This is a genomic window from Curtobacterium citri (assembly GCF_030362955.1).
In the GTDB taxonomy this organism is placed as follows: domain Bacteria; phylum Actinomycetota; class Actinomycetes; order Actinomycetales; family Microbacteriaceae; genus Curtobacterium; species Curtobacterium citri.
Map to the genome: position 1 here is coordinate 166,556 of NZ_JAUCML010000005.1, position 14,696 is coordinate 181,251.

Annotated in this window: 12 protein-coding genes; 1 reads left to right on the top strand and 11 read right to left on the bottom strand. The window is 74.0% G+C overall.

Annotation, left to right across the window (positions count from 1 at the left end; genetic code table 11):
• Positions 1-32: 32 nt before the first annotated feature.
• The 6 genes from QUG92_RS09615 to QUG92_RS09640 form a co-directional block, all read right to left on the bottom strand.
• Positions 33-599, bottom strand: coding sequence for a cysteine hydrolase family protein (locus tag QUG92_RS09615; protein WP_182046826.1), 567 nt, complete (start codon positions 597-599; stop codon positions 33-35).
• On the bottom strand, positions 596-2,071 hold the full coding sequence (locus tag QUG92_RS09620) for a purine-cytosine permease family protein (protein WP_289458841.1): 1,476 nt from the start codon (positions 2,069-2,071) through the stop codon (positions 596-598). The genes QUG92_RS09615 and QUG92_RS09620 overlap by 4 nt, the downstream gene beginning before the upstream one ends.
• Before the next feature lie 15 nt (positions 2,072-2,086).
• Positions 2,087-3,421, bottom strand: a complete 1,335-nt coding sequence (locus QUG92_RS09625) for a M50 family metallopeptidase (protein WP_182046828.1) — start codon at positions 3,419-3,421, stop codon at positions 2,087-2,089.
• A gap of 156 nt (positions 3,422-3,577) precedes the next feature.
• Positions 3,578-4,702: a 1-deoxy-D-xylulose-5-phosphate reductoisomerase gene (dxr, locus tag QUG92_RS09630; RefSeq protein ID WP_289458843.1), complete on the bottom strand. Its 1,125-nt coding sequence runs from the start codon at positions 4,700-4,702 to the stop codon at positions 3,578-3,580.
• A 2-nt stretch (positions 4,703-4,704) separates the two neighbouring features.
• The gene (locus QUG92_RS09635) at positions 4,705-5,679 is read right to left on the bottom strand and encodes an FKBP-type peptidyl-prolyl cis-trans isomerase (protein WP_289458844.1); all 975 of its coding nucleotides are present in this window, start codon (positions 5,677-5,679) and stop codon (positions 4,705-4,707) included.
• A 6-nt stretch (positions 5,680-5,685) separates the two neighbouring features.
• Positions 5,686-6,162 (bottom strand): OsmC family protein, encoded by a 477-nt coding sequence (locus QUG92_RS09640; protein ID WP_289458845.1) that lies wholly within the window; start codon positions 6,160-6,162, stop codon positions 5,686-5,688.
• A gap of 92 nt (positions 6,163-6,254) precedes the next feature.
• Here QUG92_RS09640 and QUG92_RS09645 point away from each other — a divergent pair, with 92 nt between their 5' ends.
• Positions 6,255-7,247 carry an asparaginase gene (locus QUG92_RS09645; RefSeq protein WP_289458846.1) on the top strand — a complete coding sequence of 331 codons (993 nt, stop codon included), beginning with the start codon at positions 6,255-6,257 and terminating at the stop codon, positions 7,245-7,247.
• A 23-nt stretch (positions 7,248-7,270) separates the two neighbouring features.
• Here the strand turns inward: QUG92_RS09645 and QUG92_RS09650 are convergent, their stop codons facing one another.
• The 5 genes from QUG92_RS09650 to QUG92_RS09670 all read right to left on the bottom strand — a co-directional run bounded on the left by QUG92_RS09650 (position 7,271) and on the right by QUG92_RS09670 (position 14,665).
• The gene (locus QUG92_RS09650; protein WP_289458847.1) at positions 7,271-7,990 is read right to left on the bottom strand and encodes a hypothetical protein; all 720 of its coding nucleotides are present in this window, start codon (positions 7,988-7,990) and stop codon (positions 7,271-7,273) included.
• Positions 7,991-8,107: 117 nt separating this feature from the next.
• Positions 8,108-9,784 carry a zinc-ribbon domain-containing protein gene (locus tag QUG92_RS09655; RefSeq protein ID WP_289458849.1) on the bottom strand — a complete coding sequence of 559 codons (1,677 nt, stop codon included), beginning with the start codon at positions 9,782-9,784 and terminating at the stop codon, positions 8,108-8,110.
• Positions 9,781-12,291, bottom strand: coding sequence for a transglutaminase TgpA family protein (locus QUG92_RS09660; RefSeq protein WP_289458851.1), 2,511 nt, complete (start codon positions 12,289-12,291; stop codon positions 9,781-9,783). Before QUG92_RS09660 ends, QUG92_RS09655 begins: the two co-directional genes overlap by 4 nt.
• Positions 12,288-13,628, bottom strand: a complete 1,341-nt coding sequence (locus tag QUG92_RS09665; protein WP_289458853.1) for a DUF58 domain-containing protein — start codon at positions 13,626-13,628, stop codon at positions 12,288-12,290. The genes QUG92_RS09660 and QUG92_RS09665 overlap by 4 nt, the downstream gene beginning before the upstream one ends.
• Positions 13,629-13,693: 65 nt before the next feature.
• On the bottom strand, positions 13,694-14,665 hold the full coding sequence (locus QUG92_RS09670; RefSeq protein WP_182046837.1) for an AAA family ATPase: 972 nt from the start codon (positions 14,663-14,665) through the stop codon (positions 13,694-13,696).
• Positions 14,666-14,696: the final 31 nt, after the last annotated feature.

Here is a 14,696-nt window from a genome sequence, read left to right on the forward strand (position 1 = left end):
CACGGGCGTCACTCTACGCCGTGCCGGTGACCTCACCCGGTGCTGGTGACCAGGTCGGCGCCGCGGTCGACGACGGTGATCAGCGGGGCGTACAGGCGCATCGCTGCCAGGGCCCGTTCGTGGTCGACGTCGCTCGCGCCGGCGCACGCGTCGGCGACGACCGTCACGGTCGCTCCGGCGTCGGCCGCGGCCAGCGCCGTGCTGAGCACGCAGCAGTCCGTGGAGACCCCGGTGAGCACGAGGTGCGGGTGGTCGCCCACGACGGCCCGGAGGCTCGTCCCCCACTTGCCGAACGTCGGTTCCGTCACGACGGGGACGTCCCGGTGCGCGGCGAACGGCTCGGTCAGCGCGTACAGCGGGTCCGCGTCGGGCACGAGCGCGAACGGCCAGTCACGGTAGTACGGCGCCCAGGCGCCCTGCGGCCGCTCGGGTGCGACGAAGCGGGTGAGCACCGTCCGCCCGACGAACCGGGGCAGCAGCCGCGCGGTGCCGGCCGCCGCGTCGTCGTACCGCGGTGCCGCCCAGGGGCTGTCGCCGGAGAAGACGCGCTGCAGGTCGATCGCGACGAGCCAGGCCTCCGCGGGCACCGTCACGGTCACGCGCCCGCCTCCTGGCGGCGCACGGAGCCGCGTGCGCCGAGCACCGTGCCGACGAAGCCGACGACGAGCGCCACGAGGACACCGAGGTTCGCGTAGGCCCAGGCACCGGTGCGGCCGCCGAGACCGAACGGTCCGAGCAGGTACCCCTGCCAGTTGAGCCAGGCGGGCACCCCGTAGGTGTTCGTCACGAGCCCCCACCCGAGCGCGGTCCCCAGCACCACGAGCCCGATGGCCGACCAGCGGACGTCGCCGTAGCGACCGCGGACGTCGTCGAGCTCGGTGTCGGCGTACGCGCGACGACGCAGCAACACGTCGGCCATGAACACCCCGGCCCATGCGGCGACCGGCACGCCGAGGGTGACCAGGAACGCCTGGAAGGGGCTGACGAAGTCCTTCGCGAAGAACACCACGTAGACCGCGCCCGCGACCATGAACACCCCGTCGACGCCAGCAGCGACGGGCCGCGGGATGCGGACGCCGGCGCTCAGCAGCGCGAGCCCGGACGAGTAGATGTCGAGCACGGCGCCACCCACGAGCCCGAGGATCGCGACGAGGGCGAAGGGGATCAGGAACCAGACCGGCAGGATCGTCGTCAGCGCACCGATCGGGTCGATGCGGATCGCGGCGTCCAGGTCCTTCGACGACCCGGCCAGCAGGACCCCGACGACGACGAGCACGGCCGGGGCGAGCGCTCCGCCGAACGTCGTCCACCAGACCACCCCGCCCGTCGACGACGACCGCGGGAGGTACCGGGAGTAGTCCGCGGCGGCGTTCACCCAGCCGAGGCCGAACCCGGTCATCACGAGGACGAGCGCGCCGACGACGTTCTGCGTGCTGCCGGCCGGCAGCGCCCCGAGGGCACCGGGGTCGATCGACGGCACGGCGAGCACGACGTACACGACCGTCAGCACCGCGGTGACGACGGTGATGACCGTCTGCAGGCGCATGATGACGTCGAAGCCGGCGATGCCCGCACCGACGACGAGCGCGGCCACGACCAGCAGCGCCACGAGCTTCGTCACGACGCCGTCGTCCCAGCCGAGCTCACGGAAGACCGTCGACGTCGCCAGCACGGCGAGCGACGCGAGCGCCGTCTCCCACCCGACGGTGAGGACCCAGCTGAGGAAGGACGGCAGCCGGTTGCCGCGGACCCCGAACGCCGCGCGGCTCAGCACCATCGTCGGCGCCGAGCCCCGCTTGCCGGCGATCGCCACGATCCCGCAGAGCAGGAACGAGAACGCCACCCCGACGACCGACACGACGGTGGCCTGCAGGAGCGAGGTGCCGAAGCCGAGCACGAACGAGCCGTAGCTCAGGCCGAGCACGAACGAGCCGTAGCTCAGGCCGAGCACGGACACGTTCGCGGCGAACCACGGCCAGAACAGGCCCCTCGGTGTGCCCTTGCGGTCGGACTCGGCGATGACGTCGGTCCCCTGCCGCTCCACGGTGCGGACGTCGGGCGCTGTGCTCATTCGCCGAGCGTAGTGCTACCCGAACAGGTTCACCGGTCGCACGATGTCGGCGTAGATCAGGAGCGCGCTCATGCCGGCCAGCAGCACGACGACGACCATCGTCAGGGGCATCGACTTCGCCAGGTCGATCGCGCCCGGGTCCGGCTTGCCGACCAGCACGTACGCCCGGCGCTTCACGGCCTCCCAGAGGGCACCGGCGATGTGCCCGCCGTCGAGCGGCAGCAGCGGCACCATGTTGAGCACGAACAGGCCGATGTTCAGCGACGCCAGCAGGCCGAGGATCGTGTACGCCTTGTCGACCACGGGCACCCCGCTCATCGACGAGACCTCCCCGATCGCACGTCCGACACCGACCACCGACACGGGGCTGTCCTGCGACCGCTCCTGCGCGCCGAACGCGGCGTTCCACACGGCGACCAGGCGCTGCGGCAGGTCGATGATCAGGTGCGCCGACGCCGCGATCTGCGCGCCGGTCGCCGGCAGGACGGCCGCGGGCGACTGCCGCACCAGCGACTGCCCGATGCTCACGCCGACGACGCCGACCCGCTGGGTCTTCGTCGTGCCGTCGGCGTTCTTCGCCGCCGTGCCCTGCTCCGTGACGACGTCGCGCGTGGCGAGCTGCGGGGTGACCTCGAGCGTCCGCCGGACGCCGTCGCGTTCGACCACGACCGTCACGGCCTCGCCGGCCGACCGCTGGAACACCCGGGAGACCTCGGCGATCGTCGGGTCCTGTCGCCCGTCGACCGCGACCACGACGTCGCCGTCGCGGATGCCCGCCTGCTTCGCGGGCGACTCGGCGTCACCGGGTGCGCAGGCCGTCGAGCTGCTCGTCGGCAGGACGCAGTCCACGCTCGACGTGAAGGTCGTGGTCGGGGCGCCGAAGCCGCACAGCAGGACCCCGAACAGCACGATGCCGATCACCAGGTTCATCGCCGGACCCGCGACCATCACGATGATGCGCTTCCACGGGGTGAGCCGGTAGAACGCCCGGGAGTCGTCCCCGCCGGAGTCCGCGATCTGCTCGGCACTCGCCTGGCGGGCGTCCTGCACGAACGCCCCGTACATCCCGGTGTTCGTGATCGCGCTCGGGCGGCCCGACGCGCGGGGCTTGAGCATGCCGACCATCGAGATGTACCCGCCGAGCAGGATCGGACGGATGCCGTACTCGGTCTCGCCCCGTCGGAACGACCAGATCGCCTTGCCGAAGCCGAGCGAGTACTGCGTCACCTTGACGTTGAAGAGCTTCGCGAACGACAGGTGCCCCAGCTCGTGGAGTCCTATCGAGACCAGCAGGCCGACGATGAAGACGACCACGCCGAGGACGAAGAGGAGCACGGATTCGACGGTCACCGCAGCAGGGTACGGGACCCTGCCCATGACGGAGCCGAGCGCGCCCTGAGAGGTCTGCCGTGCCTCCCGACCCCCAGGAGGCACGGATCTCCGCCGGCGCGTCCGTCACCGGACCGCGTGGCGGGGTCGCGACCCTGCCCGCGCCCGCTGGTTGCGTCAGCGGGCCAGCAGGCGGTCCGCGGCGGCGCGCGCCCAGCGCTCGGCGGCGAGGACGCCGTCGAGCGACGGCTCCCCCGCGGTGTGCTCGTCGACCACGCGACGGACGGTGTCGACGATGTCGAGGAACCCGATCGCGCCCGCGTGGAACGCGGCGACGGCCTGCTCGTTCGCGGCGTTGAACACCGCCGGGAAGGTGCCGCCGAGGACCCCGACGTGCTTGGCGAGGTCGACGGCGCCGAACGCCTCGGCGTCGAGCGGCTCGAAGGTCCACGTGCTCGCACGCGTCCAGTCGAGCGGGACCCCGACGCCGGGCACCCGGTCCGGCCACGCGAGCCCGAGGGCGATCGGGAGTCGCATGTCCGGGGGCGACGCCTGCGCGATCGTCGAACCGTCGACGAACTCGACCATCGAGTGGACGATCGACTGCGCGTGCACGGTCACGTCGATGCGGTCGTACGGGATGCCGAAGAGGAGGTGGGCCTCGATCACCTCGAGGCCCTTGTTGACGAGGGTCGCCGAGTTCGTCGTGACGACCAGGCCCATGTCCCACGTCGGGTGCGCCAACGCCTGGGCCGGGGTGACGTCCCGCAGGTCCTGCCGGGAGCGACCGCGGAACGGGCCGCCGCTCGCCGTGAGGACGAGCCGGCGGACCTCCGTGTCCGCGCCGGACCGGAGCGCCTGGGCGATCGCGGAGTGCTCGCTGTCCACCGGCACGATCTGTCCGGGGGCAGCCGCCCGCTGCACCAGCGGGCCGCCGACGATCAGGCTCTCCTTGTTGGCGAGGGCGAGGGTCGCGCCGGTCTCGAGGGCCGCGAGGGTCGGTCCGAGCCCGACCGAGCCGGTGATGCCGTTGAGGACCACGTCCGCCGCGACGCCGCGGACGAGGCGCTCGGCGTCCGCGGCGCCGAACGCGGTGTCGCGGACCCCGAAGCGCGCGGCCTGCTCGGCGACGAGGTCCCGGTTCGAGCCGGCGGTCAGCCCGACGACCTCGAACCGGTCGGGGTTGCGGGCGACGACGTCGAGGGCCTGCGTGCCGATCGACCCGGTGCTGCCGAGGACGACGATACGGCGCCGTGCCGGGGTCTGCTGCGCGGTGGGTCCCGGCCCGGCGCCGTCCGTCACGGTCAGCCCTTGGCGAGGATGTCGACGACGAAGACGAGCGAGGCGTCCTTCGGGATGCCGGAGCCCTCCGGCGGGTTCGACCCGTAGGCGTCCTCCGGCGTGGTCACGATGAGGACCTGCGAGCCGACCTTCTGCCCGACGAGTCCGGTGACGAAGCCCTTGATGAGCGAGCCCTCGGAGACGGTGAACGTGGTCGGGGCGCCCTTCGACCACGAGGAGTCGAACTCCTTGCCGCCGTCGAGCTGCACGCCCTTGTACTGCACCAGGGCGGTGTCGCCGTTCGCGATGGTGTCGCCCGTGCCCTGCTTGAGGACCTCGACCTCGGTCTTCGACGGGGCCTTCGCACCCGACGGGATCGTGATCTCGGGCTCGCCGTCGGCCTTGTCCTCGACCGTCGGCAGCGCCGGGTCCTGGGGCTGCGGTGCGCCGGTCGCCTTCGTCGGGGTCTGCGCGACGACGTCGGCGACGACGACGATGTCACCGCCGGTGTTGAAGCCGAGGGCCGCCGACTGGCCGACGACCGCCACCCGCTCACCGACCTTCGTGCAGGCGAGGAGGGCACCGAAGCCGGTCCCGCCGACCGAGAGCACCTGCGGGTTGCCCTGGTCGAACCCGACCGCGCCGAGCTTCGAGGCGTCGGACGCCTTGTAGACGACGTAGGAGACCTGGGCGAACTCGCCGTCCCGCAGGGCCTTGCCCGACCCCTTCACCACGGTGGTGGCCTGCGGCGTCGAGGCGCTCAGCCCCTTCTCGAACGCGACACCCGGGGCGGAGTCACCGCCCACCGCGGCACCGCTGACCTTGATGCCGTCCGAGGCGGACCCCGGCTCGGGGCACGACGAGATGGGCGTCGCGGAGGCGCTCGACGACGCACTGGGCGAGGCCGAGGCGTCACCCGAGCCGTTCCCGGAGCAGGCGGCGAGTCCCAGCACGACGGCGGGGACGAGGGCGATCGGGAGCAGACGGAGACGCTTCACGGGGACCTATCCTGCCGCACGGACCTTGGTGACGGGCGTGTGGTGGACGGGGAACGCCACGGAGCGCGCGACGAAGCACAGGCGGCCTGCCTCCGCGTGCGCCGCCTCGGCGTCCTCGACGCGGTCGGCCTCGAGGATCGTGACGACCGGGCGCAGGGTCGCTCCGGTCAGCTCCCCCGTGCCGTCGCGGTGCACGTCGAGCGACGTCGACGCCGAGTCCTGGTAGTCGACCACCGTGAAGCCCCGCTGCACGGCGACGTACAGGTAGCTCATCATGTGGCACTGCGCGAGCGCGGCGAGGACGAGCTCCTCCGGGTTCCAGCGGTCGCGGTCACCGCGGAACGCGGGGTCGGCCGACCCGGCGACGTCCTGCTTGCCCGCCGCGGAGATCGTGTGGTCGCGGCCGTAGTCGCGGTAGCCGCTCGTCCCGGTGCCCCGGTCGCCGGTCCAACGGACGGCTACCTCGTAGGAGTGGTCGGTCACGGTGCGCTCCTTCGTGCGTGGTGGTCGAGCACCGACCGTCCCGCGCTCGGTGCGTGCGACGTCGCGGCGTGCCCGCTCACTACGATGACGGCATGACGGTGATCCCCGACGTCCGCACAGACCGCCATCCTCTCACCGCCGAGGGCTCCGTCGAGCTCGCGGTGCTCGACCGGAACGGCTTCGACGAGAGCCGGCACGTCGGTGCCGGTGTCGTCGTCGCGGCGGACGGCACCGTGCTCGACGTCGTCGGCGACGCCGGAGCGAGCATCTACCCGCGCTCGACGATGAAGCCGTTCCAGGCGCTCGCGATCCGCCGCGCCGGTGCCACGTTCAGCGACGAGGAACTGGTGCTGACGACCGCCAGCCACGCCGGCACCGCGGCGCACCAGGCACTCGCGCTGCACATGCTCGAGTCGTTCGACCACGAGGAGTCCGACCTCGGGTGCCCGCCCGACCTGCCGTTCGACCGGGCGACCGCGCGGACGATGCCCGGCCCGCGTCGCCTCGCGATGAACTGCTCAGGGAAGCACGCCGGCATGCTCGCCGCCTGCCGCGTCAACGGCTGGGACGAGGCCACCTACCTCGAGACGGCGCACCCGCTGCAGCAGCGCGTCCGGGAGACCGTCGAGGAGTACACGGGCGAGACCGTCGACGTCGTCGGGACCGACGGCTGCGGCGCCCCGGTCTTCCCTCTCACCCTGCGCGGCCTCGCCCGCGGCTTCGCCGGGGTCGTCGCGCGACGGGACGCGGACACGGCGGCCCTCGTCGACGCGGTGCTCGACCACCCGTGGGTCATCGACGGCGTCGGACGGGCGAACACCGTGACCATCGAACGACTGCAGGTCCTGGCGAAGTTCGGCGCCGAGGGCGTCATGGTCATGGGTCTCCCGGGTGGCGCGGCCGTCGCGGTGAAGACGCTCGACGGATCGCAGCGCGCGGGCACCGTCGCGGCGCTGACGCTGCTCGAACGCAACGGTCTGGTCGACGCCGCGGGCGTGGCGGACGTCCTGGCGGCGACGAGCGAGCAGGTGCTCGGCGGTGGGGTCCCCGTCGGACGGGTCCGACCGGGGGCCGGTCTGCGCTGAGCCGGTCTGCGCTGAGCCGGGCGTCACGGCGTCGCGCTCCCCGGGACCAGCAGGGGCAGCACGGGGTCGATCGGCGTCGGGCCGTCGTCGTGGTGGTGGTCCTGCGTGCGACAGCCGTGGCGGGTCACCTCGACGAGGTGGTCCCAGCGGCGCGGGAGCAGGTGCAGTCCGGGCACGAGGACGACGGTCGTCCGCGGCCGGCCGCCGCCGTCGAGCCGGACCGCGACGGCGGTCCCCGGGGGCAGCGGGGTGCTCGGTGGTCCGGGGACCCCCGCACCGGAGGCTGCGCGGACGACGTTGTCGGGCGCGCTCCCGGTGGCCGCGCCGTCGTCGAGCTGGGCGCGGAGCGCGGTGAACACGCCCTCGGCGAGTGCGCCGGTGCCCACCACCACGACATGGCACGGGGCGGCCGGGTCGGTGGCGACACGCACCGCGTGACCGTCGTCACGGCGGCCGAGCAGGATGCCGGGGCCGGGTGCGGGGTTGGGGTCGGGTACCGAGCCGCCGTGGTCCCGGACGCCGCTGCCCTCCGACGGCTCCGTGACCGGGTCGACGAGCACCACCGGCGGACCCGTCGACGCGCGTCGGTCGGACCGGACGACGACGACATCCAGCAGGGCGCACCACCCGCCGGCCACGAGGAGCGCCGCACGGCCAGAGCCCGGCAGGTCCGCGACCACGCCGACGAGGGCGAGCACGCCCGCGGTACCGACGAGGCACGAGCGGGCGACGGCGAGGGACACGGTCCGAGCGAACCGCCTCCGACCCGTCGCCGAGAACGGCGGGACGCCGGCTGGGGAGCGGGCGAGCGGGTCGGCCTCCTGTGCAGGAGAGTCAGGTCGGCGGGGAACCGCCGACCGTCACTGCACGAGGAAGAACTGCTCGCCGATGTCCACCCGGGCACCACGCTCGACACGGTACCGCCGGCCCGGCTCGCAGCGACGGATCGTGCCGTCGATGTGCCGGACGACCGTGCCGTTGCCCGAGAACCGGTCCGCGACCCACAGGTCGTCCCCGTCGCGGCCGAGCTCGAGGTGCGTCTTCGACACCGACTTCCCGGGGTCGTGCACGGTGAGGAGCTCATCGAAGCGTTCGCCGGGCTGCGGGCGGGGAAGACGCCCGAGCAGGCCGGTCCCCTGCACGGCGGTGCGCTCTCCCGTGCTGAAGTGCAGCACGAACGGCGCGGCGCTCGTGTTCCGGTCGACGATGCGGGTCTCCTCGACGTCCTCGGCATCGGACCCGTCGTCCGCACTCGAGGGCACGGCCGCCGAGGCCACGGAGGGCAGCACCGGCCCGGTCGCACCGGGCACCGGCGGCAGCGGCGCCGCGGTGGGGACGGGCGGGACGCCGTCGAGGGGCGGCACCGAGACGGAGGCGGTCGGGACGGTCGGCGATGCCGGAGCGGGCGGCACCGTCACCGGTGCACCCGGGACCGCGTCGGGCGCGGCGTGCGCGCCGCGGGTCCGGAGGGGCGTCCTCGGGGTGTCCTCGGGCGCTGCCGATCCTGATGCGTCCGGTCCGGGCGCGTCAGTGCGGGGCTCGGGCAGGTCGCTCGGAGGTGCGTCGTCGAAGGTGTCAGCGTGCTCGGGCTCCGAGGGAGCGTCCGCGACTTCCGACGACACGTCCACGTGTTCCGAGGACCCGTCCGCCGGTTCCGACCGCGACTCCGGCTCGGCGTCGTCCACGGGCAGGTGCTCGGCGGCCCAGTCGGGACGGGCCAGCGGCAGCGGCACGACGGGGCCGGTGAAGGCGGCCGTGACCGTCGGTCGGACGGCGCCACACTCGGCGCAGAAGATGTCGTCGGGCTCGAGCGTGTGTCCGCAGACCGGGCACGTCGCCGGTCCGCTGCTCGGGGTGACGAGCGGGGTCGGGGTCCGACGTTCGACGAGCGGCTCGACCACGGCGGTGTCACCGGGCTGCGGACCGTCGTCGTCCCGCGGCTCCTCGGCCACGGGAGGCTCGGGTGCCGCCGAGCCGCGACCGACCCACCAGGACGGGCGCGACGGAGCGGGTGGCTGCGGTGCGGCGGGCGCCCAGACCGGAGCGGCAGCCCGGTCGTCGGCGCCCGCGCGGTCCGCGTCCGCCTCGGTGGTGTCCGCCGCGGTCGCCCCCGCTCCGGGCGTCTGTGCTGCGTGTGTCCGAGCGACGGTGTCGTCCGCCGGCCGGGTCTCGTCGGCGACCGGGTACGCGGCCGGATCGAGCGGCGGTTCCGCGTCCGGTGCGACACCCTGCGTCGGGGTCGGCGCGGGCGGTGCCGCGGGTCGGTCGTCGGGGCGGGGGGCTGGCTGCCGGTCCTCGCCGGTCAGCCAGGCACGGGTGGCCGGGTCGAGGGTGGCCTCGGGCAGCCAGGCCTCGGTGGCCGGGTCCGGGTGCCGACCGTGCTGGTCCGGTTGGCGGAGGGGCGGCGGCGGGGTCTCGTCGAGGGGCGCGGCCTGGACGGGCCGACGGTTCGCCGAGACGGTCACCGAGCGCCCGCACTCACCGCAGAAGATCGCGCCGTCCGGCAGCATCGATCCGCAGTGCTCGCATCTGATCACGGTTCGCCTCTGTCCTCACTCGGCCGTCCACGACGCTCGCCGGCCTTCGGACCATCGTAGTCACGACCTCCGCGACGATCCTGGCCGTCCCCACCGAGCCCGGCACCGACCTCCGGCGTCTCCGGGCGCAGCCGGTCCGCTGCCCGTGCGCCGTGGCGACGGACCGCGGGGCGACGCAGGGACCGGAGGGACACCGCGGCACGCCAGCGCTCGCGTCGGGTGCGCCCCGCTCGGAGGCTCGTGATCGCCTCGTCCGTGGCCGACCACATGCGGTCGGCGGTCCCCGGTTCGACCTCACCGGGCCCGAAGACGCTCCGGTCGGCCAGCGCCGCGAGCCCGATGCCGCCCTCCCCCGGTGCGCCCGCGACGGCCTCGCGCCTCGTGGCCGCCATCACGACGTCGTGCCCGCGGTCGACCAGTGCGTCGCGGTACTCGTCCCAGGCACCGACGACCCGCGCGCGTGGTGTGGGCCCCCGTCGGCGTCGACGACGTCGCAGCCGCTTGCAGAGGACGACGACGGCGAACGGCAGGAGCACGAGTGCCACGAAGCCGAGCGTGGCGAGCACCCACGGCAGGGCGGCGAGGAGGATCTGCAACCAGAGCGGTTGCACGGGAGGCGTGTCCCGGTCGCTCTGGGGCGGGGCCTGCTGGTCCTGGTCCTGCTGCTCGACGGGCGGCGGTGGGACGACGGTCTCCGGCCGCGTGACCGGCTGCGGCGTCTGGTCCTGCTCGTCGGGGATGTCGCGGACGACCGGGTTGGGGTCGACCATCACCCACCCCCACTGCTCGGTGTCCACCTCGACGCGCGCCGTGACGTCCGACCCACGGAACGTGGTCGTCCCGTCGGTGCCGGAGGACGTCGCGACTCCCGAGTCGCCGCCGGCGGTGAAGCCCATCACGACCCGGGACGGGAACCCGAGTTGCCGTGCCATGAGCGCGGCGGCGACGGCGTACTGCTCCTGGTCGCCGATCATGACCGGCGCGGTGAGGAGTTCCTCGATCCGGTCGGCACCGTGTCCCGACCGGCTGGCCCGGTCGTCGCCGACGCCGTGGCTCACGTAGCCCGTCCGCTTGAGCGACTCGATCGCCGCGACGAGCCTGGCACCGTCCGAGCCGCCGTCGGCGGACGTCGCCTCGACCCGCTCCCGCACCGCGTCCGGCACACCGGTCGGGCTCGGCACGGTGGCCGTGCCCGGACGCGCCGACGCGAGCTGGTCGTCGGTCGGCTGGTCCGGCAGCACCGCCCGCAGGTCGTACCGGGTGTCCGCGTCGACGCCACCCACCACGACGGCCGTCCCGGTGGTGCGGTTGTAGGAGAAGGCGCCGCGGTCCCGGTCGGCGTCCGACCCGCGGAAGGTCACCGTCTCGAGGTCGCCGACGGTGGGCAGCCACACGCCGCGGTACCCCTCGACGGCGACAGCGACGTCGAGGTCGGTGCCCCGGACACCGCGCACGTCGACCGAGGTCGGGACGCGCTCGAAAGTGCCCGAGGCGGAGGCTCCGTCGTCGCCCCCCACGCGGTAGACCACACCGTCGTACGTGTCGAGGGTGGCGATCCGCACGAAGCCACCCTGCGGCAGGCCCGTCACCCGCAGCTGGGCGGCGTCCGCCTGGCCGGGCTCCTCGTAGGACCGGAACGCGCTGAGCGGGCTGAGCTCGTCACGCGGGTCGAACGGCTTGACCACGTCGGTCCGCGCGACCGTCCGCCCCACCGACGGCGGAGCCACCAGGCCGAGGCCCGTCGCGACGACCGCGGCCGCCACGATGGTGCCCGTCCCGACGAGGGCGGGTCGCAGCACGGACCGCCACACGGGCACGCGCGCCCCGACCGTCGTCGCCACCGAGACGGCGCGACGCACGTGCCGTGCGGTGAGGGCCCAGACCAGGGCGATGCCGCCGAGCACGACGGCCGTCGCCAGGGCGACGTCCAGTCGGCTGGGTCCGACCACGACCGCGGCAGCGAACAGCACCAGTCCCGGGATGCTCGCGAGCTCCGGACGGGAGGCACGGGTCGCCACGCTCACGCCGACCACCGTGGCGACGAGCGTCGTCACGAAGTACGGCACCAGCAGGGACTCGTAGGACCCGACCGGCAGGCTGACCGTCACGAGTCGCTTCCAGTCGAGCGCCACACCGGCGAACAGGTCGACGAGCCCGGCACCGGTGGGCAGGATCCCGACGGAACGGTCCGGCACCGCCGCCGGGACGCCGGTGAGCGCGAACACCGCGACGGTGAGCGCGCCGACCACCGCGGCGGGCAGGCGGGCGAGGGCGCCGACGAGGGCGACGGCCGTCCCGGCGAGGACCGCGGTCACGCCGGCCGTCACCATCGAGGCGTCGCGGTGGACCGGCCACCAGGCGGTGCTCGCCACCGCGAGCACGAGCCAGGTGGCGAGGGTGCCCCCCGCGGTGCGCAGGGCACCGCGCCGACGCTCGGCCCGACGATCGCCCCGGCGGTCGGTCCGCCGCGTCCGCAGACGCGGAGCGTCCTCGGTCGCCGCGCTCACGCCGCTGCCGATCGGTGGAGGGCCTGCCGGAGGTCGTCGAGGTAGCCGATCGTCACGACCGTCAGCCCGGCGACCCGGAGGAAGCGGGGTTGCGCCTCGGGCTCGCAGGTCACCGCGACGACCTCGACCCCGACGGGGAAGCGCGTGGCGGCGAGCCGGAGCGCCGGGAGCCCGACCTCGGAGCCGACCACGAGGAACGCCACCGAGATGCCGGCGGTGTCGGCGCCGACGATCCGCGCGACCTCGGCGACGGGGAGGCACGAGTCGGAGAGGCCGACCGTGGCGAACTCGTCGAGCAGGCGGGTGGGCGTCACGGTGGGCAGGCGGTGCACGGCGTAGACCGGCCGCTTGGCGTACTCCGGCGTCCGTTCGGAGACGACGACCGACACCTCGCGCCCGTCCCGGACGGCGCGGGTGCCGAGCGACGCCGCGGCGCTCACCGCCAGCTCGAACTCGTCGTCGTCCGCGAACTCGCCGCGGCCGGTCGCCAGGGCCACCACCAGGTGCGATCGCCGGGTGTCCTCGAACTGTCGCACCATCAGCGCGCCCGACTTCGCCGTCGACTTCCAGTGGATCGTGCGCGGGTCGTCGCCCGGCTGGTACTCGCGGACCGCGTGGAACGCGATGTCCGACGGCGACAGGTCGGTCGTCGCCTGGCCCTCGAGGTCGCGGACCAACCCGGTGCTCGTCGACGGGATGGCGATGGTGCGCGGGTGGACGATGACCTGTTCCCGCGCCGTCCAGACGACCTCGCGCCGGACGATGCCGACCGGGTCCGCCCGCACACCCGTGACCGGACCGACGTCGAGCACACCGCGACGCACAGTCGGGACCGGCACCTGCTGCTCGAAGACACCGTCCGGAGCGACCGAGGGGATCGCCACGTCGACCAGGCCGGTGCCGACGGGCACCTCCACCGTGGTCGGGACCGACGGCAGCCGCGCCGGGTTCTCGGCCGTGACGACGACGCCCGCGTCATCGCCCACCGCCACCCGGTGCTGCGGCAGGCGCATGCGGATGAGCAGACGGGACCGTCCGAGCAGCGCGAGCACCGCCACCACGACGAGGACCGTCCCGGCGAAGCCCACCACGACGACCTCGCGCAGTCCGAAGCGGTAGCCCGCGACGAAGGCGACGAGCGTGACGGCGGTCACCGTCCAGCCCAGGCCGGTGACGACGGACGAGACCTCGGCCCACCCGCGGCGGACGAGCCTCCAGGCCGCGGTCCACGCCTTCGCGACCCCGACGACCGCGTCGGCGGCGACCCCGTCCCGGTCCCCCACCAGGCGGGTGCGGACGTTCGTCAGGCCGGCGACCGTGCCGGTCCGCTCGGACACGGCGGAGCTGCGCCGTGAGCGGGTGGCGTCTCGGCGCGAGCGGGTGGCAGCGGGGCGGCGGTCGGTCACGACACCGCTCGGTCGGCGGGCGGCGGGGTCTCGACGAGGAGCTGGGAGACGACGCTGGTCGCGCTGACGCCGTCGAACTCCGCCTCCGCGTCGAGCACCAGGCGGTGCGCGAGCACCGGCACCGCCAGTGCCTTGACGTCGTCGGGGGTCACGTAGTGGCGGCCGAGCACCGCCGCGTGCACGCGAGCAGCACGGATCAGGCCCATCGCGCCGCGGACGCTCACACCGAGGCGGACCTCGCTCGCCCCACGCGTCGCCTCGACCAGGCGGGCGACGTAGTCGGCGATGGTCGGGTCGACGTGCACGGTCCGCGCGAGCGCCGCCATCTCCGTGACCGTCGCTGCGGGGACGACGCTCGCGAGCGGGACCGCGGCGGACGGTGCCGCGGAGGTCTCGAGGAGTCGGACCGTGGCGGCGTGGTCGGGGTAGCCGATCGACGTGCGCATCAGGAACCGGTCGAGCTGCGCCTCCGGCAGGCGGTACGTGCCGGCCTGCTCGACGGGGTTCTGCGTCGCGATGACCATGAACGGTGCCGCCAGGGTGTGGCGTGTGCCGTCGATGGTGACCGCGGACTCCTCCATCGCCTCGAGCAGCGCCGACTGGGTCTTCGGGCTGGCCCGGTTGATCTCGTCGGCGAGCACGATGTTCGCGAACACAGGACCGCGGTGGAAGTCGAACTCCTGCGTGCGCTGGTCGTAGACGCTGATGCCCGTGATGTCCCCGGGCAGCAGGTCCGGCGTGAACTGGATGCGGTTGGTGCTCCCCTGCACGCTCTGCGCCATCGCGCGCGCGAGGCTCGTCTTGCCCGTCCCGGGGACGTCCTCGAGCAGCAGGTGGCCCTCGCTCAGCATGGCCGTGACGGCCAGGCGGATGACGAACGTCTTGCCCAGGAGGACCTGCTCGACGTTCGTCACGATGCGACCGGCGACGTCGGCGAACCAGGCGGCCTGCTCGGGGGTCATGCTCATGCGGGAGGGTCCTCGTTCTCGAAGGGCGCGG

Coding starts and splice junctions, on each gene's coding strand:
- QUG92_RS09645 (WP_289458846.1), top strand. CDS start 6,255: ATGACGGTGATCCCCGACGTCCGCACAGACCGCCATCCTCTCACCGCC.
- QUG92_RS09670 (WP_182046837.1), bottom strand. CDS start 14,665: ATGAGCATGACCCCCGAGCAGGCCGCCTGGTTCGCCGACGTCGCCGGT.
- QUG92_RS09620 (WP_289458841.1), bottom strand. CDS start 2,071: ATGAGCACAGCGCCCGACGTCCGCACCGTGGAGCGGCAGGGGACCGAC.